The 22,665-nt window shown below is 45.6% G+C and carries 12 protein-coding genes and 1 pseudogene; 8 read left to right on the top strand and 5 right to left on the bottom strand.

Annotated elements, in window-relative coordinates:
• Positions 1-234: 234 nt before the first annotated feature.
• The 3 genes from RIB93_RS27405 to RIB93_RS27395 form a co-directional block, all read right to left on the bottom strand.
• A complete protein-coding gene (locus tag RIB93_RS27405) occupies positions 235-1,047 on the bottom strand; it encodes a phospholipase D-like domain-containing protein (RefSeq protein WP_446377627.1) in 813 nt (270 codons plus the stop codon).
• Positions 1,044-6,044 (bottom strand): DEAD/DEAH box helicase, encoded by a 5,001-nt coding sequence (locus tag RIB93_RS27400; protein ID WP_446377625.1) that lies wholly within the window; start codon positions 6,042-6,044, stop codon positions 1,044-1,046. Before RIB93_RS27400 ends, RIB93_RS27405 begins: the two co-directional genes overlap by 4 nt.
• Before the next feature lie 64 nt (positions 6,045-6,108).
• The gene (locus RIB93_RS27395) at positions 6,109-6,381 is read right to left on the bottom strand and encodes a hypothetical protein (protein WP_446377623.1); all 273 of its coding nucleotides are present in this window, start codon (positions 6,379-6,381) and stop codon (positions 6,109-6,111) included.
• An 89-nt stretch (positions 6,382-6,470) separates the two neighbouring features.
• Between RIB93_RS27395 and RIB93_RS27390 the strand changes: the two genes are divergently transcribed.
• Entirely contained in the window at positions 6,471-7,565 is a 1,095-nt protein-coding gene (locus RIB93_RS27390; RefSeq protein ID WP_446377621.1) for a DNA sulfur modification protein DndB, read from the top strand.
• 85 nt (positions 7,566-7,650) lie between these two features.
• Entirely contained in the window at positions 7,651-8,367 is a 717-nt protein-coding gene (locus RIB93_RS27385) for a hypothetical protein (protein ID WP_446377619.1), read from the top strand.
• Positions 8,368-8,383: 16 nt separating this feature from the next.
• On the opposite strand, the gene RIB93_RS27380 is transcribed toward RIB93_RS27385, so the two are convergent.
• The gene (locus RIB93_RS27380; protein WP_446377617.1) at positions 8,384-9,208 is read right to left on the bottom strand and encodes a hypothetical protein; all 825 of its coding nucleotides are present in this window, start codon (positions 9,206-9,208) and stop codon (positions 8,384-8,386) included.
• Between the two features lie 78 nt (positions 9,209-9,286).
• Complete coding sequence (gene dpdA / locus RIB93_RS27375) at positions 9,287-11,341, bottom strand: tRNA-guanine transglycosylase DpdA (RefSeq protein WP_446377615.1); 2,055 nt, start codon at positions 11,339-11,341, stop codon at positions 9,287-9,289.
• A gap of 330 nt (positions 11,342-11,671) precedes the next feature.
• On the opposite strand from dpdA, the gene RIB93_RS27370 reads away from it, so the two are divergent.
• The 6 genes and pseudogenes from RIB93_RS27370 (at position 11,672) to RIB93_RS27345 (ending at position 22,663) form a co-directional block, all read left to right on the top strand.
• On the top strand, positions 11,672-13,765 hold the full coding sequence (locus RIB93_RS27370) for an amylo-alpha-1,6-glucosidase (protein WP_446377639.1): 2,094 nt from the start codon (positions 11,672-11,674) through the stop codon (positions 13,763-13,765).
• Between the two features lie 396 nt (positions 13,766-14,161).
• A pseudogene (locus RIB93_RS27365) lies at positions 14,162-15,010 on the top strand (Rpn family recombination-promoting nuclease/putative transposase); the annotation flags it as partial.
• A gap of 552 nt (positions 15,011-15,562) precedes the next feature.
• The gene (locus tag RIB93_RS27360; protein WP_446377613.1) at positions 15,563-16,579 is read left to right on the top strand and encodes a 2-hydroxyacid dehydrogenase; all 1,017 of its coding nucleotides are present in this window, start codon (positions 15,563-15,565) and stop codon (positions 16,577-16,579) included.
• A 59-nt stretch (positions 16,580-16,638) separates the two neighbouring features.
• The gene (locus tag RIB93_RS27355; RefSeq protein ID WP_446377611.1) at positions 16,639-16,779 is read left to right on the top strand and encodes a hypothetical protein; all 141 of its coding nucleotides are present in this window, start codon (positions 16,639-16,641) and stop codon (positions 16,777-16,779) included.
• Between the two features lie 761 nt (positions 16,780-17,540).
• Positions 17,541-18,458 carry a hypothetical protein gene (locus RIB93_RS27350; RefSeq protein ID WP_446377609.1) on the top strand — a complete coding sequence of 306 codons (918 nt, stop codon included), beginning with the start codon at positions 17,541-17,543 and terminating at the stop codon, positions 18,456-18,458.
• Entirely contained in the window at positions 18,458-22,663 is a 4,206-nt protein-coding gene (locus tag RIB93_RS27345; RefSeq protein WP_446377607.1) for a hypothetical protein, read from the top strand. The genes RIB93_RS27350 and RIB93_RS27345 overlap by 1 nt, the downstream gene beginning before the upstream one ends.
• The last annotated feature ends 2 nt before the right edge of the window (positions 22,664-22,665 follow it).

Raw genomic sequence — 22,665 nt, 5'->3', positions numbered from 1 at the left:
CTGTTACGACTATATCATAATCCATAGTCATAACGACTAGGACTTACGTAAGGGTTTGGTTAATCCCATGCGCTGTTCCAGCATCGACTTCCGTGAACAGGTCTCATCCTAGTTATGCGATCGCCTCTTTGGGCGAACATCAGTTAGTTGTCTCTGTATCAAAGAGAATATCGTTTAAGGTAGTGGAACGCACTTGTTCAGCCGGAATAAAACTCCCTGTGACTAAACCTTGATCTAATCTTTTGCAGCTAATTCAGTATTAACTTGTTTCAAAAAATGTTGTAAATGTGGGAAATTTTGAAGCTCTTGACTATCGGTCAAAGCTAAATAGTCCTTTAATGGGTATTCTTCTCGCTCCAAGGTATTATTAAGGTTATACTTCTGTGCTAATATTGCTCGATTTACCATCTGCTGAGCCACAGTGCGTAATTTCGCAAGCTCAGTCTGGTCAGTTATTTCTAGCATCAGTTCGTCGTTATAACTTAGCCCACCATTGGTGAAGTTAGCACTTCCAATCAATGCTCCCAGGGGAGTACAGAGCAACTTAGCGTGGAGTTTATCCAAGTAGTATAGTTCAGCGCCCTTTGCCTTTAGCATTCGACCAATACGAATAGTTTCCGCGTGTACGGTAGCTGCACTAGCTAGCTGCTCAATCTCTGTATTGAACTCCTCTATGACCTCTTCGAGAATATCGTAACCTTGTAAATCTTCTTGTTCCTCTCTTTCCTCCAGCAAGCGTTTTCGTAAGTCAATCTTGTATGCTAGACGCTTAAGTGCCCTAAAAGGGATTAGTTCGCCTGGAGGCTTAGTAATTACGCGGAGCCTGTGTTGCTCAGCTATACGGGTGAGCAATTGGCTCAATTCAATTTCCTCCCTCTGCCCACCCAGCAAACTGGCAAAGTCTCCGAGTTGAGCGATCGCTAAACGAACATCTTTAAGCCAGGGGCTAATCAGCCAGACCTCACCCTTGGCATCCAGCGAATCCACGAGCAACTTGGCTAAACCCCTAGAAAGGGTGGGTTCTGGATAGTTACCATAAACTTTCATGTATTTCCTTGGTAATAGAACACCTGTTGCCCAATAAAAGTTTCATGGTCGAAGTCCCGCTTAATTCTTTCAAATCCCTGATTTTTGAGCTGAAGCCTATAAGCGTCATCGGGTTCACCTTGATGTTTGAGGATTACATAACCCCCGTTCTGCTGAGCGATCGCCACCAAGTTTTCAACAGACTCCTGACCGTATTCATGAGTCAGTTCTTGGGTCAAAAGATGGCGAGCCATTTTCAAGTAACGCCGAGAAATGGTATGGCGCATTACATCAATATGTCCATGATCACAGCTAGCTGCCAAACAAGCTGGACAGGCATCCACACAAGTACTCAGACTCATATTCTCAACTTGAGCCAGGAATCGGTCTAATGCATTTGCTGTGTCCTCGGAATCTTCATCCTCTAAACCTAAGTTTTGGGTATGCTCTTCATACCTCTGCATCAACTGAGCTAGATAAGGATAGTTTCTTGGTTCCTGTTGAACTTGCGTGGCTGCGTAACCTGCCAGTTCCCTTGGAGTTGGAGGTCGTTTAAATCTCTCAGCCAAGGCATCTTCCAAATGCAGCAACTCAATTTGTAAGCCAATGCGGGGCAAGGGGGGCTGCCCTGCAATGCTCAGTTCACTCGTGAGCAATCCAGCTAAACGCTGGAGTAAAGGATCGTTTTTGTCCTTTACCTGTTGCTTAACAAGGTCATAAAGAAAATCTCTGGGGTTTTGTCTGTCTTGTGGTTTGGATTGGAAAAATGTTTCTTGGAAGTCCAAAAGTAGCTGCTGATTGTCTCGTAAAACTCTCTTCAAAAAGTCTTCTTCATCACCTACGGGACACGATAAAGTTACTTCCCACCAACGCTTAAGCAAATGGGTTTGATTCTCTTTTAGTACCTCTGATGCCAGCCTTGTCGCTCCATTACCATCTTGGTTGCGTTCGTAAACGTAAAATGAAGTATCCCAAGGCTTTTTCCCGTAGGTTAGTTGTAGTATACTATGACTACCTATCTCCTCATCACGAGTGCTACCTTCTGTCAGAAACAGATTCCTTGTTGCCTGTTTCAGCGAATGCACTATGTTGTCCATCAAGTAGTCCAATATTTCCGATTTCTTGGTGAGTTTAGCGAAAACCTGCTTCTCCAAAAGTTGTCGAGTATTTGAGGGTGTTGCTGGTTCTTTAGATGTAGTTGTTTCAGCTTGAAATGCGGTTATATCAAACAACGTACCTTGAATGGCACGATCACTCTGAGATTCAGTAACGCTATTAGAATAGGTCAGAGTTGAAACCAATCGCTCTCTGAAGTCTTCAGGAAAAATTCGATGGTCACGCCAGTAGTTGTCAACTACTATGTCCACCAGCTCATTCAACCCATTGGGATTAGTCAGATGATCTAAGAAAGTTCGCCAGTCTTCCATTCCCATTGCTCGTGACTCCGCACGCATGGTGGCAATGATGTCTGCTACTTTACGCAGGTCAAAAGTAGTTAAGGGATTTTCTACTCCCTCTGGTTGCCAAGAACTCGACTTGAGCAAGAATCGAAGGTACTGGTCTTGTAAGTGAGTCTTGCGTTTAGGATCATGCCATATCTCCTCGAACAAAGACTCAGCTACCGTGCGTAGCTGTTCGTATGAGTAGGGAACCCGTACTCCCTCAGTCCTCAAGTCATAGCCGTACAAGGTGGGCTTCCCATCGTGTTCGCTGATGTATTTAACTGTGTTTTGACCCATCCCAGCGTGCGGGTCTGTCCTGCCTTGACGTAGCAACTGCTCATCAGGTAGCAACCGAATACGAGCTTCAGCTCCGTATTGAACTTCCCACACATTGAGCATTGAGCGATTTTCCTCGACTTCGCCGTAGTAGAAATCCAGATTATTGACCAAGCCTTTGAATAGAGGTGGCAATTCTAGTCTGTGTCGAGGCTCTACTTCCTCTTGATCTGCCGTATTTACTTTGACCACGCTGAAAGACAAGGGGTAGCTATTAGAATCTGGAGAAACTGAACGAACTTGGTCTGGATAACGCTGATCGAGCTGTTCTCTTTTGCTTCCATACCTCAAGTCCACGCTACCGTCAGGCTTAAACGCGCCCCACCATTCAGTATTCGGATGCTTTGGATCATTTAGTGAGTCTGTACCAAAGTCCCACAGTTCCAAATACCGAACGCGGTAGAAACGCTGCGGTATAGCTTTACTGTAAACCTGCTCTACATTCAAGGGTAAGTAATCTTGCCAATTACTCCCCCACACTTTATCAAGCTGATTGAGAAGCTCACAATTGAATGGTCCAGGATTTTCCGGACGTTTTTCGTACTTATACCGCTCCATAGCTACTGCATTGGACATTGGTTTTCCTTTAAAGTTTTCCCTTGGTTGTACAAAAGCAACTAAAGGTCGCCAGTAAAGATGGTAGCGAGGTTTATAACGGCGCGTAATCTTGCCAGGAGCCAATTCTAAAAAAGCAAGAGAAATATCCTCGTTTGCCCCAGACCAGTTTTCTGGCTCCCCGCCTCCCGAAAACATAACCCGAACTGTAGGCAGATTGATAGAGCTAAATAGGTTGTCTGGTAAGTCTGGACAAATCTGGAGAAGATTGTTGTTTTTTCCAAAGTTATAACGGATATCATCTTCAAGCATCCGCCTTTTAAACCAATCCCATATCTCTTTCCAATTCGGGTGAACTTTTTGAAACGATTCGCCTGTTACATACTGGTAGGCATGCTGAAGTTTCTGCTCAATCTCGGACTTATCTAACTCCTGCTGTATTTCGTCCAAATGATCTTCAACACTACTGAAGTTTCCTTGGAGTAGGTCTCGTCGTTGTCTGAGACGCGCCAACTCATCAAAGATTAGAGCTATGGTTTGAAATTGCTGCACAAAGTAGTTATCGACATTGAGAGGGGGGCGGTAGTCGGAAGGATTGTAGAGGAGTTGCGGGTTCTGATAATAGAAGGCATCCTTGTAAGAGTTTTGTGAAAGGGTGACCGCAGTGATAGGACGGTCTTGGAGGGAACGACCAGCTCTGCCCTTCTTTTGCACGAAGCTGGCTGGGTTACGAGGGGCGTGGTGCTGCATGACAAATTGGATGCTGGCGTCGTCGTAGCCGACTTCTAATGAAGTAGTCGCAAAGATGATGTCTTGCAGCAGAATTTCGATATCTCCTTTACCACTACCGCTGTACACTGGAAAAGGCATTGAAGTGAGCGATCGCGCTCTTGTTCCGGGTTGGCGTTGTGTGGAGTATTGCTCAATATCTTCAGCATCAAAGTACCAATATTCACCATCCAGAAACTCTGGAGAGGTTAGTACGTCTTGGCTAGAGTTAGGTCGCTGAAGTCTGTAGCGTGCTAGATTCTGGTTTGTTTCGGCATCGTGAAACTCAAGTGCTAACTTTTTGACTTTACTGATAGAGTCTTGAAACACGAGGCTTTTAAACTTGGGGGGTTCTTCCCCATCACTGTCTCGCCGACGCATATTGTGGGCGATCGCCATGATCGTCTGGATTGCTGTCGAGGCATCTCCTACAGGTTTGCCACGCGAGTATGTTTCTGGGCGAATGAACAGGAAATACTCTCGTCCCTGAGCATCTTCCATGTCCTTCTCTTCATCTGGTGAAATCTCATCTACATACGGAACCCCGCTAAGTTCCTGCCAAAACTTTTGAGGATTACCAATCGTTGCACTCATCCCCAACATTAGTGGGTACTGCCAAGATTCTCCATCAGACGAACGCATTGCCTGTTGTAGTCGATGGCGTAAACGGCGAATCAGCAAGCCAATCTGAGCGCCGTGTATAGTGTCATAGAGGTGAATTTCGTCGAAGACAACAGCTCGTGGAGCGCAGAAATTTGGTGGAAAACCTGGGCGAGTCGATAAGCCGAAGAAATCATTGAATGCAGGATCTATCAACCACCGATGTAACATTTCAGTGGTAATAATCAGCACGTCTGGTGGTTCGTTTTGAATAGCGATGCGCGTCGCCTTAAAGCTCTCTAACTCCCAACTGTTGTCAGCAGGTTTTAGGGTACATTCACCCTTGGCTAGATTGAGTGTATAAATCGGCTCTCCATTTTTGTCTGTGAAATAGGGGAGTTTGTATTTCTCATCCTGCTTTTCCCAACGTCCACGTTGGAGTTTTCCGTCTTTCTCATATCCATTACGCAGTTCCTCGTCATTTAAGGGAGTGTCACCAAAGGCAATTCCTACAGTCAAATCTTTGTTTGACACTCCACTCCTTGCCATTCCATAAACTTGCTGGTTAATGGAAGCTACATACTGGCTGAGTCGCTCTAACTGATTTTTGGCTAAAGTCTGCCGAGGATAAACTAGGATGATTTTACATCCCACAATATCGTTCATTTTCTCCTGCAATGCTCCAAGTAACAGAGGAAGTAACGCAGCTTCAGTTTTCCCACTACCCGTGTTGCCAGTAATTACATATCCCTGTCCCTTACGCTGGAAATATTTCTGAGTGATTTGCTGCAACGCCCGTTCTTGCACGCTGGTTAGTTTTACTTCGTCTAGTTCTTTGTTTAGGGCTTTACAAAAACCATTTTGAACAGCTTTGCGAGCGTTATCTAGATGCTTGAGTCTAAGATTTTTACTGTTTTTAAATAACTGTTTGATAATTTCTTTAAACTTAGTCTTACGCGCCAACCTGCGGCGATCGGCAAACTCAACACGGATGGATTGGATTAGATAAGGTGCACTTTGGGCATCATTGGGGCGAAACCGTTGCTTAACATTCTTGAGGAGTCGGACAATCTCGCTAATTCGTGAGCGATAGTGGTTCTCATCCAGCTTCAGCACCCACCTTTGCTCTTCTAAACTGGCTAACCCTTCTTCTAATTCAGCCTCGTCCAAGTTTTCACACTTTTCTTGGGCACGCTGTATTATGTCAGCCTTTGTGACATAGGTTTCGTAGAGACCAAAGTTAATCCGCTCCTGCTCAATATCCTCTAGATGACGCAAAATGAGTTGGTCGGTGTTTTTAGTGTTGGGACTTATCATTTTCTAGGGTAAGTAGATTGCTGAGGCGATTCAAAGTTAGCCAATGTCATACCGTCACCACCGTCTAGCTGCCGTCAATTTGTCTCTTACCCATATTTGAACGGGCAAGCTTACGATGCTCTAGCAATTCATCTAGGAGCTGAGTTTGCTTGTCAGGGTTCTCCCAATCATTGATAAATCTTTTCAGGGCGATGCTGACCATATCCTGCACAGTAGGTGCAGCACTCTGATATTGGCTTTCCAATGAAAGCCTGATCTGGCGCAGCGCTTCGTAGAGTTCTCCCGGTACACGAACAGTTGAAGACAAGGTTTGATTGCCTGAAGGGGTCTCACGCATTCTATTCCCCTTGACAGAAAGGTAGCCACCATGTATACATGAGTACAAGGCAAAGGAAAAGATTTGCTCCCCTCTCAAAGGAATCAATAATGGAACTTGTACTCCGGGCTGTGCCTATTCATCGGGGTTTGCAGGATGAACATCAAAGCTATGTTGCTAGTCTGTTTTTTGGCGATATCGCTCGACTACTTGACGACGGTCATCTTTACGTTCCCCATCAGCCAGATTTACCAGACTTCGCCCAGCGCAAACCTAACGTTACACGAGTTAAAGCGATCGCACGCTATATTCTGGAGACTTACCAGGATGGTACGACGTTTTTCCCGCCGATTTGCGTCAACGTTCAGCCACCGCCAACCTACAGAGACGGCAGTATTTTTCTCCCTTATCACTCGGTTACTCTGCGCCTAACAGACGGTCAGCATAGATGTTTTGGTATCCGTCAGGCGCTAAAAGATATCCAGACAGAACAACCCCAATATCTACCTATCCTTTCCCAACTCGAAGTAGGAGTCCTCTTATATGCTGGGCTGTCATTGGAGGAAGAACGTCAAGCCTTCCGCGACCAAAACCTTTTAGTCCAAAGACCAAGCGTTTCACTCGCTCACTATTTTGACAAGCGATCGCCTACCGTTTTAATTGCCAAAGCGTTAATCAAGCGAGTTCCCCAGTTCCGCAACAATGTGGAGATGGTTGAGAATGGCTTGGGTAAACACAATCCTAAGTTAATGACCCTTTCTACCTTAGTAATAGCTACCCGAAATACTTTTCCAAATCTGAAGTCTAAGCAGGATTTGGAGCCTAAAATTGATTGGCTGGCAACATTTTGGGCAGCAGTCGCAAGCGTTCTGCCTAACGATCCCTGGAGACTTACAAGCAAAGAGGAGCGCTGTTTGCAAAGACAGGAGTCATTTTCCGTAACAGCCATTATGTTTCAGGCTTTGGGAATGTTAGCTCGTGACTTCTACTTAGAAGGTGTGCCAGAGGAAGAGTTTGTTAAATGGTTGACTAGACTACGGGAGATAGATTGGCAGCGTTCTAACGACTTATGGCGTGAGCGAGGAGTAATCCAAATTGGTGCAACTGGAGAACCGATTATTTCTAATACGAAGACAACAGTAAATGCGTGCCATAAGGTATTGCGTGAGTTTGTCGGTATTGCACCTGTGAGCGGTGTTATATGAGTAGACAGTTGATTTTGAGTAAAAATAGGCGGATTGGTTTACTTGTGTCGAACAGCAAGTCTTATGATAAAACAGGTGTCGAGTCATGACTCAATCGTTCCCCACTTCTAATCCCGAAGCATCGGCTTCGCCAAAAAAGCAACAAACCACACAATCTCAAAGGATGACCGATAGTGAGACTCGTTACCAACGCCTCATGGAACTGGTCGAGGCTGAAGATGCCTCTAATGGGGAAGTTGGTTGTGGTCGGGATTGGGGAGAACGGCTTCCCGTCTATTTAAGAACCTGTGGTATCAATATCTCCGATGAAAAGTTGAGAACCCTGCTGAGAGAACATCTAGGTAATGTGTTAATGGAGCGGGACTTTGACTCGATCATGACTCAGGTAAGCCGCTTTATCGAATCGGTAGTGGTGCAGGTACACAGTCAATCCGAGTCTCCCAAACCCTCACCCCCACAAACAGAGCAAGTTACCGAACACATTCCAACAGCAGAACTTAGACAGTCTTTTCAATCCGAGTTGGGCGAATTTGTGAATGATGCCGATATCGAGCAAATCGTCCAGTTCACCCATCAAGTCATTCACCAGGCTGTGCTTCACCCTCGATACACCTTCTCTGAACCCATCTGGGTGCTGAAGGGTGATGAGAAAATCTATATTGCTCAAGCTAAGAGAGTACAAGAGGCGATCGCTAAAGTTAGAGAGCAAAACCCTGAAGAAACTGGCGAACTGAAAGTCGTGAAAGTTGGAGGACTTTTGTCACCCGATCAGGTAATTTCCTTGGAACCAACAGAGATATGAAATTTTAGGTAAAAGCTTACCCTAAACTTTCCTGTAAAGCATTCCGATTCCCAAATCGTTGCTGGTCATAACGAGCATCCCACCAAAGCCAATTGGTAGAATCAGCCCAAACATTATGCTTCCTCAAGACTTCCAGGCGAGTTAATGCCAAACCTCCCAAAACAAATTCGGGTCGGCTCCAGGCTAGTAATTCATCCAATTCCTGAGGGGATAAACCAAACTTTAGACCAGTTGGCATGGTAGTATTAGCTTTCAGTAAACCTCCCAGAGCAATGTATTGATAACCAATATTTCGGTAAGCACTGGTCAGAGAAGCAAGAAAACTTCTGGGTGAATCGTAATGGGGTAGAAAAGAGTCCAACTGAGGTACTGGCTGTTGACGCCAATTGTAGAGTACCGCTCCGACCTGAACAACCCCAATCAAAGCATAAGTTCTTGGCTGACGCCAGTATTCTTCCCAACTGAGTCTGGCGAGATACAAAGACAGTAGTGGCTCTCCAATAACATCAGGAGCAAAAACGTAATCAGGACTGAAATTGTCGCAGCGAGCTAAATAGTTTTTTATTGTCTGGCGCAACTGTAGCTCATCTGCTAAGCGTAATTCACGCACCCATCGATTATGGATAAACTCACAATGAAGTTGACAGTACCAGGGATTACCCTGCTTTTCAAAAACACTGCTGTCAATGAAAAAGGGTTTGTTCAGTTCACGAATCCTCATCAGGAGTTTATTGTAACAGGAGACAGGAGCGAGTATGCCAAAGTCTCCTTCTACATTTTCTAATTTCTTCAATAGACCTGCCCAGTCTAGAGAGAAAACAGGTAAAAATTGTCTGTTCACTTTTAACTTTTGTTCAAGTAATAATTGTTTTGCTGCTAATATTATAACAATTTTACTTAAAAAAGGATAAATTTAAGTTCAGTCTTTGAATAACCTCTTAAACCTTTTATAGAAAACAAATGTATTATGAAATCCTCGTCTACGATTGCGATCGTTGCCTCTAAAAATTACAACGTCAATGCCCAGGTCTTGGCAGATTTGACAATCGCATGATTTCCAAGGCTTATCTGTTAAAAGTTCCCTGTACATCTTTTCATGTTTGCTCAAGCGTCTAGCTTTAGCTTCAGGGTTTACCTGACCGTCACGGGGCAATTCTAACAACTCGTCATAAGCTAACAGTATGTCTAGAGTTTCCTCTAAAGTCAGCTTTCCTGAATCAAATTCCCGCATGGCTTTGAGTGAGTTTTCCTCAAGCCGCTTCAGAGTTTCTCGATCAGATATCCCAGCTTCTAGCACACGCTTAACTCGCAAGCCTGATCGTTCTACTGGGGGAATACGGACAGCCGCATATTGTTTGCCAGAGATAGTATGGTAATTGGCGGCTGAATCTAGCCAAGCACTCCGCAAAGCACTGGCTGAATCAAAGCTAGTCACACCTAAATGACGGAAAGCTGGAGTCGCATTAATTCGTCCAACGCCAAACAAATGCATCCGTGTATTCGGAGTTAAGTACGGGGAAATGGCTTCAAGAATTTCGATAATTTTGTGGCTGGGTGTTCTGGCAAGTCCTCCTAATGCAACGTAATCATATCCCATGCCAATGATGTCTTTAACAGCTTTAGAGTATGAGTCTGGATTCCACCCTTGAGCTACACCAATAGGCGTAAAATGATAGTTTCCAGCTCTATGCTTCTGGATAAACTCCTCAGCATTCTTGAGGGTCAAATTATAGCGCTTTTCTTTCACTCCCGATTGAGCAAATGGTCCCACAATCAGGTGGTCAATGCTGACTCCATAATTGAAACCCAGTTGCTCATAGTAGTCCAGTATTTCGTCAGTCGTGTAAGGAGGTTCCGACTCTTTAATATAGCCAAATGCGCCACAGTCTCCCATTATTTTGCCCGAAAAGCGGACAAAATCGTGAATTCCATTTCTTTGTATAAATTCTTTTTTTTTCTTGCTTTTATCCACGACAACCTTGGATACTAATACTCCATCATAGTTTGGTAAGTTGTAAATCTGGTGAGAGTATATATCATCTAAATACGCATCTCGATAAGCCGTGAAAGTATCGGTTTGGAAATTATATCCTGGATCAACTCGATCATCCCATTCTGGGATAAAATATTGCATCCCTAAATGCCAATTCGGAGCCTGGGGAAGGTCAGGAATAGGAAAAAAGTCAGTTTTTTCAGACAGCCTTTTTTTTCGGGTGTTAACTGACTTAACGGAATAACGTATTTTGGGCAATTCTAGAGGCAGTTCTAGTTGAACGGGTTCCCGTTCCATAACCTGCCTAAAGACTTCTGGCTCCTGGTAAACTTTTTGTAAGAGCTGGGTCTCCTGGGATACCCACTGGGCAAACCGCTTGAAGAGAAATCCTTTTAAACCGACCAATCCATAGCGATACCGTTTGGCTTCTACGTTAGACAGAGTAAAAACAAGCGTCTTGGCTGCCAACTCGCGGATGTATTTGGCACTGGTTTTTGATGCTAAAAATACAAGAGTATGGGTAGACGAGATTTCAACCGGAAGAGAGAGCGATCGCAAATAGTTCTTCCCTAGTAATAAAAATACCAAGTCGTAATCCGCGATCGCACGTTCAAAGGCTTGGTGTATTCCCAAAACAGCAGCCCACTCATCCACCTTATCGCCTTTCATCCGATTGAAGGTGACTTGGTATGGCACGATAGTTCTGTCTTCAGGGATTAATCCATAACCCGCAGAAAGAATCACCACATCTACTGCTTCCCGCCCCAGAGACTGGCGCAGTAACCCTACCCCCTCCATTGCTCTGAGGTGCTGTTGCCCTGTGTACATCTGATTCGCAGGACAAGCGAATTCGGCTAACTCCGCCTCTCGTTGCGGGAGTCGGGCATTATCCTTAAAATCCTCTAATGTCAACTGATTTTCAGATTTAAATCGCTTTTGTCCAGTACAAGAGGTAACGACTAAGACATGGGGCTGGCACATTGAATTTCTTGATCATACAGATATCGAGCATACTCCCAAAACACCCGAATCAGCCAGTACCATTTCGCGATCGCTCATTGACAGCAGGAGCCGTAACCCAACTAGCAAAGATGAGGGGATTGCCTATTGGCTCAGTTCTATCGCTGTTTACGTTAAATTGGCGTGAAACCTTAATTTTTTCTGGGATAGATTGACGTCAAACGATTATTCGCTAAACTAGACTACTTCCAGTAACAGTGTTGGGTTTTTGAGCTTGAGAAACCGGGTAAAAGCAATACCAAAGGTTTTGTGACAATGGGTTGGGTGTTCTGTTGGGAGAAAAACGTTGTGGTGCATTATTTAGATCGACGGGAATGGCTGCTCACGAATGGATTAGGCAGTTTTGCTAGTGGTACGGTATGTGATGCTCGTACTCGCACCTATCACGGCTGGTTGATTGCTGCACTCGATCCGCCCCGACAACGGACGTTATTATTCTCTCATTTGGATACCAGTCTGGAGATCGGGGGCAAGATTTGGGCGCTTTCGACCAATTTCTGGAATGGGGGTAAGACGATTGATCCGGTAGGCTATCAATTTTTGCGCTCTTTTGACACTGATCCTGTGCCTCAGTGGGTTTGGGGATACCAGCAGTGGCAATTGACACGTCAACTGGTTATGCCTTACGGGTTAGTTGAGGATGAGGAAGGGTTTCGGGAAACGCGCCAGTTTTGCCACCGGATTCTGATTCAGTATCGCTATCAAGGCAGTGAAGTGGCAACATTAAGGTTACGTCCTTTGATTGCCGATCGCAACTTTCATCACCAGCAATTCGATGAAGAAAATTTAGAATTCTCTCAAATAGTTGGACATCAATGTCTTTATCTGCAAGCCATGCGCCCGGATCAAGTGGGTACGCCTTGGCAGTTGGGTTGGAGTGTAGGGGAGTATCAACCGGATGCATTGTGGTATTGGAATTATTACTATCCTGAAGAAAACCAGCGCGGGTTAGGCGATCGCGAAGATCTCTATAGTCCTGGCTATCTTACTATTTCTCTGGAACCGGGCGCAACAGTTACGTTAGAAGCGCGAGTGGGATGTCCTCAAGATACAGCAGCGCTCCAGTTAAATGCTCAACTGTTTGAGGCGGCGGTGCAAGGGGAAAAAGAGCGACAAAATCAGTTAGTGGCTATAGCAGCAGGGGGTGTAGGGGCGGGTTTGACAGACAACTTATGGCGCCAAACCGATAACTTAACTAAACCCGCCCTTCTAGGGGGAGCTGAGTGGGAGACGACTTGGCGTCAGTTACTCAAAGCGGGTGATCAATTTATTGCTTGGTGTGCTTCCATTAATAGCCCAACGGTGATGGCGGGTTATCCTTGGTTTAATGATTGGGGGCGGGATACACTGATTGCTTTGCCCGGATTGGCATTAACCACAGGACATTTTACTTTAGCCAGGGGACTCCTCAAAACCTTTGGTAATTATTGTCGCGATGGTTTAATTCCCAATACCTTTCCCGATGCAGAGAGTGATCCGATTTATAACAGTATTGATGCGTCTTTGTGGTGGCTGGAAACCCTGGGACTGTATTTGGAAATCACCCAAGATTGGGATTTTTTGATTGAGCAATATCCAACCGTCCGAAAAATCTACAAAGCTTATACGGCAGGTACTCGTTACAATATTCAAGTTGATGCTGTAGATGGATTGCTAACCTGGGACGCGCCGGATGTGGCGATTACCTGGATGGATGTAGTGCTGGATGGTCAACCGATTACACCTCGTCTGGGAAAAGTAATTGAAATTAATGCGCTTTGGTATTCAGCATTGTGTTGGATTGGTAAATGGACGGAAAAAATGGCAACGGGGGCGGTTAAGGATCGGGTGCGTTTGTTGCACCATGCTCAACATTATATCCAGCAAGCACAACAGGTAAAAACGTCATTACAGCGGTTTTGGAATCCCGATAAAAAATACTTTTATGACACCATAGAACCCGATGATCACCGCAATGCTCAAATTCGCCCCAATGCGGTAGTGGCGCTGTCTCTGTATCATTGTGGTTTTGCAGAGAATCAAGCGCGACAGGCTTTGCAAGTCGCACGCGATCGCTTGTTAACTCCCTACGGTTTGCGAAGCCTTGATCCGGCTGATCCTGAGTACATTGGTTATTATAATGGCGATCGCTGGCATCGGGATAGTGCTTATCACCAAGGAACGGTATGGAGTTGGCTAATTGGACCCTTTTGTCGGGCGTGGAAACGTTTCTACCCCACAGAACCGCTTCCCTTTGACTGGAAACCTTTGCTAGATCACCTTCAGCATCAAGCCTGTATTGGGTCTATTTCCGAGATTTTCGATGGAGACGAACCCCATCTCCCCCAAGGCGCGATCGCCCAAGCTTGGTCTGTTGCAGAATTAATTCGTTGCTTTAGGGAATAGGAAAATAAGTAGTCATTGGTCATTGGTCATTCGTCATTTGTCATTCGTCATTTGTCATTTGTCATTCGTCATTCGTCATTTGTCATTTGTCATTTGTCATTCGTGATTTGTCATTCGTCATTCGTCATTCGTGATTCGTCTTATGTAGGGGCGGGTTTAGGGACTTCATTCACTTTGTTCCCATTAACTGAACAACAAAACCCGCCCTAACCCCACCATTAACTAGGCATGGATCAACACAATACATGGCATTGATATTAATGTCCTAATGACCCTGGCGACTGCTATAACTTGAAAACTGCTGTAAGTAAACCTCAAACCCTTACTGTTCCCTGTTCCCTGTTCCCTGTTCCCTAATCTCCACCGCTAACTTTAATTGTGTCCACCTAATTACTTATGACGCCAACTCCAACCGATTACGATAGCCCCTGGAAAGATGCCATAGAAAACTACTTTGAAGACTTCATCGCCTTCTTTTTACCTGAAGCGCAGCCGGAAATTGATTGGAGTCGAGGCTACGAATTTTTAGATAAAGAACTGCAACAAGTGGTGCGCGATGCTGAAGTTGGGCGGCGTTTAGCGGATAAGCTAGCAAAGGTTTACTTACTTACAGGTGAAGAAGCGTGGGTTTTAATCCACATCGAAGTTCAAAGCCAGGAAGAAACGAACTTTGCTGAACGGATGTTCGTTTACCATTACCGCATTTTTGACCGTTATAAGCGAAACGTTGCCAGTTTAGCAATCTTGGGAGATGAACGATCTACCTGGAGACCTAATCAGTATGGTTATCAGCTATGGTCAAGTGAGATTCAGTTTAACTTTCCCGTGGTGAAGTTGCTAGACTATTCCCAGAGGGGGTCAATCCTTGAGACTTCCCGCAATCCCTTTGCTACCGTCGTCATGGCTCATTTACAAGCCCAAGAAACCAGAAATAATAGAATTCAGCGTAAATCATTAAAACTGGCTCTAATTCGGGGATTGTACGAACGGGGCTATGAGCGAGAAGATATAATCAACTTATTCCATTTTATAGACTGGGTAATGAGCTTACCGCAAGAGTTAGAAAATGAGTTTTGGACAGAATTAGGTCAGTACGAGGAGGAAAGAAGAATGCCTTATATTACCAGTGTTGAAAGGATTGGAATTCAAAAAGGTCGTCAAGAAGGTCATCAAGAAGGTCGTCAAGAGGGTCGTCAAGAGGGTCGTCAAGAGGGAGTCAGAGAAGGGCTGTTGGCAGGAATTGAATTGGGCTTAGGCTTGAAATTTGGCAGGGAAGGGTTAAACCTATTACCGGAAATTTTGCCCATTCAGAATGTGGAAAAATTAAGAGCAATTATTACAGGACTAAAAACCCTAAATACTCTAGATGACCTGCGTCAGTTATGGAATAATACTCAGGGAATACGACAAGGACTATTAGAAGGTATAGAAATATGTTTAAGCTTGAAGTTTGGCAGCGAACCGTTAGACATTTTAGCCGAAATCTCGAAAATTCAGGATGTGGAACAGTTACGAGCAATTCTAGCAGCGCTACCAGCCGTAAACACAATTGAGGAACTGCGCCAAATTTATCAACCTAAGTAGCTCACAAGGGTAATAAAATAACCTACACCTGTAAGCTCTCCCCCCCCTGTCACCAATAATTTACTCTAAGCAAGATCCCCGACTTCTTGGAGAAGTCGGGGATCTGTCTGTGTAATATTTTTTAATCATAATATAGATATCATATAATACAATATAGATTTGCAGTCAGTTAGTTGCTGTTTGTTTTTACTTTCTATCAAACAATAAACAACCATGAAAGTCGCTGTTTTCAATACCAAATCCTACGACCGAAATTTTCTCGAAACTGCCAACGCGAATTATAAACATGACCTCGTTTTTTTTGAACCCCGCCTGACTCAGGAAACCACAGCCTTAGCAGTCGGGTTTCCGGCGGTGTGCGTGTTTATCAATGATCAGCTTGATAAAACAACCTTGCGGGTGCTGGCTGCACAGGGGACGAAGCTGATTGCTACACGTTCTGCGGGGTTCAACCATATTGATTTAAATGCAGCGGCTGAGTTTGGCATAACTGTGGTGCGAGTTCCCGCCTATTCACCTTATGCTGTCGCTGAACATACCGTAGGACTCATTTTAACCCTTAACCGTAAAATTCATCGCGCTTATAACCGGGTGAGAGAAGGAAATTTTTCCCTGGATGGATTCATGGGATTTGATTTACATGGGCGAAGGGTAGGGATTGTCGGTACGGGTAAAATTGGTTTCCTGGTTGCCCAGATTCTGCATGGATTTGGTTGTCAATTACTGGCGTATGATTTGTATCCGAATCCTGATTGTGAAGCCTTGGGGGTCAAGTATGTTGATCTCCAAGAACTCTTCGGGACTTCCGATATTATCTCTCTCCATTGTCCTTTAACACCCCAAACCCGTCACCTGATCAATGCCCAATCATTGGCGCAAATGAAATCAGGCGTGATGCTGATTAACACCAGTCGCGGCGCACTTATTGATACGCGAGCCGTTATTGATGCGCTCAAGTCTCGCAAAATTGGCTATCTAGGTTTAGATGTTTACGAACAAGAATCTAATTTGTTCTTTGAAGATTTGTCTACAGAAGTGATTGAAGATGATGTTTTTCAACGACTCTTAACATTTCCTAATGTTTTGATTACAGGTCATCAAGCCTTTTTTACTGAAGATGCTTTGCAAAATATTGCTCAGACAACATTATCTAACATTAGTGATGTCGAGTCGGGGCGTCCTTGTCCTAATGAGGTGAGCGCCCAGCGTGTTGTTGCCACTAAGTCTTGATAAACCGAAAGCGTTGAACCAGGAATCACCGTTAATGGTCAACAGAGACGTATTATGGTATGTCCCTACAAAAATTAAACGTTTTATGGTATGGGGAGTTTGAGGCATTAATGCAAGCGTTGTCACTGATAATCACTCAACAAAACCGACCTCTACAGCAGTTTCGGATTTCCTGCTATACACCCGAAGATAGAGAATGACAGCAATTTCTCATGGCTACTGTTATTACACAGGGTTAGAAAGTAGAGACGTTGCATGCAACGTCTCTACAATGGTGCTTGACTTGATCCTGTTTCTTGTTCCTGGTTCAGTGACCGCTCAAACGTTTATCAAAACTTTGTAAAGTAAATTTTTCAACAAAATGACTTGCCAGGTCAGATGTCATAGGATAGGATAGCTTATTCGGGCAGTTTACCCCGGTCACAAAAAAATGCCAGACTTCAAGCTATCACAGGCTTGTGAGGTGGTTTAAAACTCATTCCTAGCTTTACTCTGTTAGTAGAGTAATGGTTTATAATCGTGAGTATCAGGGCATCTACATGACCTCTTGTCAGGGGATCGATTATAGGTTAATATGATGAATTTTGAGAGTCTACATTGACGGCTCTTGTCTATCAATTCATTGGAGCCGGGTTAACCTGCTAGGCACTCTTTAGCTTTTAGAGGTTGCATCAAAATCAATACCTTCCTTGATGATCCAACTGACTATTGATATTAACGCTAGCGTTAATATGTTCACATCAGAAAATATACTGAAACTCACAAATTCAACGAATTAAAGGGGAGTGACATGAACAGGGATAAACACATTTCACGCTAAACTACAGCGTCCTCATTTTGTGGAACTATCCCAAAAACAGTCAATTAAACTCACGGTCAATAAAAACGTTTGTCCATCAACTGACAAACGGGTTTCCTTACTGTTGAACAATTCAATTCCCTTTTGGGGTGCTACCTTCTGATGAAATCTTTAACGGCAACGTTAGGGGTCTATGATCGGCTGCTAACTACGCTTATTGCTGCATTATTCTTCACTGGAACTTCATCGGCTACCGCCCAAGAGATTAAAAATCAAGCGTCGGCGTCCGGTGATAATTTGCCAAATTCAGGTATTGTTAACTCGAACGAAACGTCTCTAGTGGCGGGTCAGGCGGCTCTAGAGCTAATTAAAACAGCCGATCGCGCTGCGGCTGAACCGGGAGATACGGTGGTGTATCGCCTCGCCCTGAGAAACAGCGGTGAAGCCCCTGCAAGTGACATTGTGGTTACGGATCGATCGCCTTTGGGTGTGCGATTTTTGCCGGAGTCGTTGCAAGGTTCGATTACAACTGGCACCAACACAACGCCAGTACCGTTACCGCCAGCAGAGCGGGATGGGCGCAATGTCGCGTTTACGTTTCCCCGCTTAGAACCCAATCAAACCCTGAATATTATCTATGCGGCGGTGATCACACCCGATGCGGTTCGGGGCGATGGTCGAAATGTTGCCCAGGAACGGCGCAGTAATATCGCCAGCTTTTTGATGCGGATTCGACCGGGAATTTTATCCGATTGCGGCACCATCGTGGGGCGAGTGTTCGTGGACAAAAACTTTGATGGCGAACAGCAACCGGGAGAACCGGGAGTCCCGAATGCGGTGATTTACATGGATGATGGTAACCGGATTACCACGGATACCGATGGTTTGTTTTCATTAGCCAACGTTATCGCCGGAAATCGCAGTGGAACGCTGGATTTGAGCAGTTTGCCCGGATACAGCCTCGCTCCCAATCTCTATTTCATCGAAGGGAATAGTCAATCTCGCTTGGTGCGACTTTCACCTGGGGGAATGGCGCGGATGAACTTTGCGGTGACACCGGCTTATGGGGAGGAGCAGTGATGAAGAACACTCAGTATCAGAACCGTTGGGAGAACTCGAGTCAAGCCAAACAACTGAGATTCACGCTTTACTTTTCGTTACTCAGAAGTATCGATGATTACAGTGTTCCGGGTAAAGGATGGTTGTCTTCGATTTCTCTAGGGTTGCTGGTGATTCTGGTTGGGATAATAGGCATCATTCCGGTGGCGAAAGCCGATGAAGTGTCGCCGGAAGCAGAAACCGAGGGCTGGCAACTGGGGAAGACAGTGGTTCGACAGGCTCACCAACCAGGCAGTGATACCGATGTTTTCAGCACCTCGAACTTACCTGATCTCCAGCACGAGTTAGCCATTCCTAGTGATGGGGTTCAGGAAGAATCCCAGTTGAGTGAAATACAAACGATAGAGCCTTCTCCTTCTAATCTTGTACCGTCTGAATCGGACAACTTTGCCAATACCCTGTCCGAAAGTATTGCCCAATCCCAGAGTAGTGAAGACTTTGGCGATATTGAACCTGCGCGGATGGAGTCGCCTTTAGCACCTTTACCCAAGGTGATTCGGGATGAGGGAAATGAGGTACAGCAGAACCAACCTGTCGGGGCGGATTTGACGGATAACCTGTCCCAGGAAACCGATAACTTGAGTCAACCCGCCCAGTTTGATCAATCTGTCGGGGCGGATTTAACTGATAACCTATCCCAGGAAACTGGGGAAGCGGAAACCGCCGAGTCGGAACTTGAAGCCTTCCAAGATGAATTCAGCCGCACGGCGCAACAAACAATTAATAATGGGTTGCAATTGGCTCCTGGTGACATTCGCATTCTCACTCCGGAACCGGGTACAATTGGCGATCGCACAACGGACTTGATGATTCAGTATCACACCGATAGTCAGGTTCAGGTGACGATTAATCAACAGCCTCTCTCTGCTCAAACCCGGACAACGATTGACCGGGATGAGACGCAAGCCATTGTTACCCAAATATGGTATGGCGTCTCCCTCAAAAAAGGTGAAAATGTAATCACCCTCACTCCAGATAACGGCACACCCGTTAGTCTAGAGCTTACCGTTGACCCCATAGCCGACCAAACCGATGTTCAAATTAGCCTCGCCCCCGTCGGTGATCCGCGTGTTCCCGCTGATGCTCGCTCAACGATTACGATTGAAGGGAGTATCACCAGAGAAACCGGGGAACTGATTGAAGAAGATGCAGTTGTCACCCTCACCGCAGCAGCCGGGGAATTTGTCGGCGCTGACTACGATGATGATCAACTCGGCTTTCAAGTGTTGGCGAAAAAAGGGCAATTTAGCGCTAGACTGCAATCCGGGTTAGACGCCCAGAAAGTGCGGATTCGGGCGGCGATTGAGCGACTGGGTGTCCCCGACATCGAACAAATTACCCTAGAGGAAAGTACGCGGAGCGCCGCGATTCCGACATTTTCTGAACCCATCCAAGCCTATACCCAAATCGAATTCGTCACCCACCTGCGCCCTTCCTTAGTCTCTGGGGTGATTAATTTACGGATTGGGGAAGCGGGAACTAACTTTTGGGAAAGTCGCCGGGAGTTTCTCAATCCCGATTTGATTGATGATGGTCTAGAAGCTGACCTAGACAGTGCTATTTTTGCCACAGGTCGAATTGGGGAATGGTTATTCACGGGGGCATATAATAGCGATCGCCCGTTGAATGAAACCTGTGATGGAATCACCCGCCTATTTCGCGGACCCCAGTTCTGTGAGAACCAATACCCCGTATATGGGGATAGTTCCACGGTGGACTATATTACTCCCTCCAAAGACAGCGTATACCTACGCTTCGAGCGTTCCTCTCTGGTTCCAGGCGCAGAACCCGACTATGGGATGTGGGGGGATTATAATACCACCGAATTTACCCGTGCTTCCCAGGAATTTACGGCTACAGCGAGGGCATTACACGGATTTAAAGGGAATTATAACCTGGGAAATCTGCAAGTTACTGCCCTATTTAGCCCCGATGTGGAAGGATTTCAACGGGATACCATTCTTCCCGATGGCACCAGTGGCTACTACTTCGTCTCTCGCCGCTTGCTGATTCCGGGAAGTGAAAATGTTTACATTGAAACCGAAGAACTGAATCGCCCCGGTACCGTTATCGAACGCAAAGCCCTCTATCGCGGTCCCGATTACGAAATTGATTATGACCGAGGAACGCTTCTGTTTCGGCGTCCGATGCGAGCCACGGAATTTGACCCCTTTGGTAATACCTTAGTGCGGCGAATTGTGGTGACGTATCAGTTTGAAGCGGATGAGGACACCAATCTCTATGGGGGACGGTTGCAATATAACTTCTCCCAAGATTTTCAACAAGAACAGTGGATAGGAACCTCCTATCTGCGGGAAAACCAAGGGTTACAAAACTTTGAACTCTATGGTGCGGACTTCTTAGTTTCCTTGGGGACTCAAGGACGGATTGTTGGCGAATATGGTCATTCCACGAATGAGTCTCCCTTCAGGGGATTGGTGACGGGAAATGCCTATCGGTTGGAAGCCGTGAACGCTTTTTCAGATACGATTCAAGGGCGGGCATATTACCGTTCCGTGGAAGAAGGGTTTGCGAATAACGCCACCACCAGTTTTACTCCCGGTCAAACTCGCTATGGCGCAAACGTAGCGGCACAATTGAGTGAAAATACTAATGTGCGAGTGAGTTTTGATCACGAAGATAACTTTGGTACCGCAGCCGAAGACCGCAGCTTAGTGGAGTTTTTTGACCCCTTCAATCCCGATAATATCTTTAATCGAGCCAGTGAAGCGTTACCCGGTAGTCGGGTGGATAATAGTCTGACCACATTTCGTGCGGGTGTAAACCAACAAATTGGCACATCTGACCTGAGTTTAGAATATGTCAATCGTTCACGGGAAGACAATCTGGGTGATACCTTTGATACGAATACCAGTCAATTGGTGTCTCGCCTGAATGTTCCTCTGAACGAGGTTTTCACCTTCCGGGCGCAAAACGAATTGAACTTGGATGATAGTGATCCCCTCTATCCCACCCGGACTACCGTGGGTTTAGATTGGGCGGTGGAACCAGGAGTAACTCTGAGATTGGCACACCAGTTTTTTGATGGTGGACTTTTAGACGATAATTCCATTACCAGTCTGGAAACGATTACCCAATATCAGCTTGGGGAAAATACATCTATTTCCTCCCGATATTCGGTTATTGGTGGGATGAATGGGATGACTGGACAAGCGGCATTGGGACTGAAACATGGTATATTGCTAGCGCCGGGATTGCGGGTTAACTTGGGTTACGAACGCATCGCCGATGATATCTTTGAGTCTACAGCCGCAGGCGATCGCTTTTCTCAACCTTATGCTGTTGGTCAAAGTGCGGCGTCGTTGGGACTCACCGAACGTGATTCCTTTAGTGTTGGTGTGGAGTATACCGCCAATCCTGACTTTAAAGCCTCGGCGCGGTTGGAACATCGGGATAGTTCGGCTGGCGATAACACCGTCATTTCAGCGGCGGCGCTGGGTAAGGTTTCTCCTTCGTTAACCGCTTTGTTCCGTTACCAACAAGCGAGTGCAGCCAGTCAACTTTTAGAAGACTTAGATGATACGTTGTCGGTCAAGTTGGGATTAGCCTACCGCAATCCTTATGATGACCGTTTTAATGCCTTAATGCGATACGAATATCGCAAAAATCCGTCTACAATTCCCGATACCTTACTCTTTGGGAGTGGTACAGGTTCCAATGATCATGTCTTGTCTGGTGAAGGGATTTATGCACCCAATTGGCGGTGGGAATTTTATGGGAAATTTGCCCTGCGTCGCAGTACCACCGATTTAGCTGACAATTTCAGCAATAGTAGCACCATTTATTTGGGACAGTCACGCATCACCTATCGCTTGGGATACCGGATGGATTTAGCGGTAGAAGGGCGCTGGATTGGTCAACCCTCGGTCGATTTTGATGAATGGGGTTGGGCGCTAGAAACGGGGTACTATGTCACCCCTGATTTACGAGTTGGGGTTGGCTATAGCTTCGGTAGTGTCGATGACCGAGACTTTACGGGGTATCGTTCCGAAGGAGGTCCCTATCTGAATGTCACCTTTAAAGTGAATGAACTCTTTGGTGGATTTGGACGGCAAAAAGTCGCCCCACCACCCCAGCAAGAGGAATCTCAAGTAGAGCCCGTGGCGAATAATGAACCAGCGGCAAATCCCACGAGTGAGGAGTGAGG

This window comes from Coleofasciculus sp. D1-CHI-01 (assembly GCF_040218875.1).
Taxonomy (GTDB): Bacteria; Cyanobacteriota; Cyanobacteriia; order Cyanobacteriales; family Coleofasciculaceae; genus Coleofasciculus.
Note: the sequence above shows the minus strand (reverse complement) of the source record. Positions and strands in the feature narration are given on the sequence as shown.

Bases quoted from the DNA above. Each gene is read 5' to 3' on its own strand.
- RIB93_RS27355 (WP_446377611.1), top strand. From the start codon at position 16,639: ATGTCCCTACAAAAATTAAACGTTTTATGGTATGGGGAGTTTGAGGCA.
- RIB93_RS27390 (WP_446377621.1), top strand. From the start codon at position 6,471: ATGGAACTTGTACTCCGGGCTGTGCCTATTCATCGGGGTTTGCAGGAT.
- dpdA (WP_446377615.1), bottom strand. From the start codon at position 11,341: ATGTGCCAGCCCCATGTCTTAGTCGTTACCTCTTGTACTGGACAAAAG.
- RIB93_RS27405 (WP_446377627.1), bottom strand. From the start codon at position 1,047: ATGAAAGTTTATGGTAACTATCCAGAACCCACCCTTTCTAGGGGTTTA.
- RIB93_RS27395 (WP_446377623.1), bottom strand. From the start codon at position 6,381: ATGCGTGAGACCCCTTCAGGCAATCAAACCTTGTCTTCAACTGTTCGT.
- RIB93_RS27360 (WP_446377613.1), top strand. From the start codon at position 15,563: ATGAAAGTCGCTGTTTTCAATACCAAATCCTACGACCGAAATTTTCTC.
- RIB93_RS27350 (WP_446377609.1), top strand. From the start codon at position 17,541: ATGAAATCTTTAACGGCAACGTTAGGGGTCTATGATCGGCTGCTAACT.
- RIB93_RS27400 (WP_446377625.1), bottom strand. From the start codon at position 6,044: ATGATAAGTCCCAACACTAAAAACACCGACCAACTCATTTTGCGTCAT.
- RIB93_RS27345 (WP_446377607.1), top strand. From the start codon at position 18,458: ATGAAGAACACTCAGTATCAGAACCGTTGGGAGAACTCGAGTCAAGCC.
- RIB93_RS27385 (WP_446377619.1), top strand. From the start codon at position 7,651: ATGACTCAATCGTTCCCCACTTCTAATCCCGAAGCATCGGCTTCGCCA.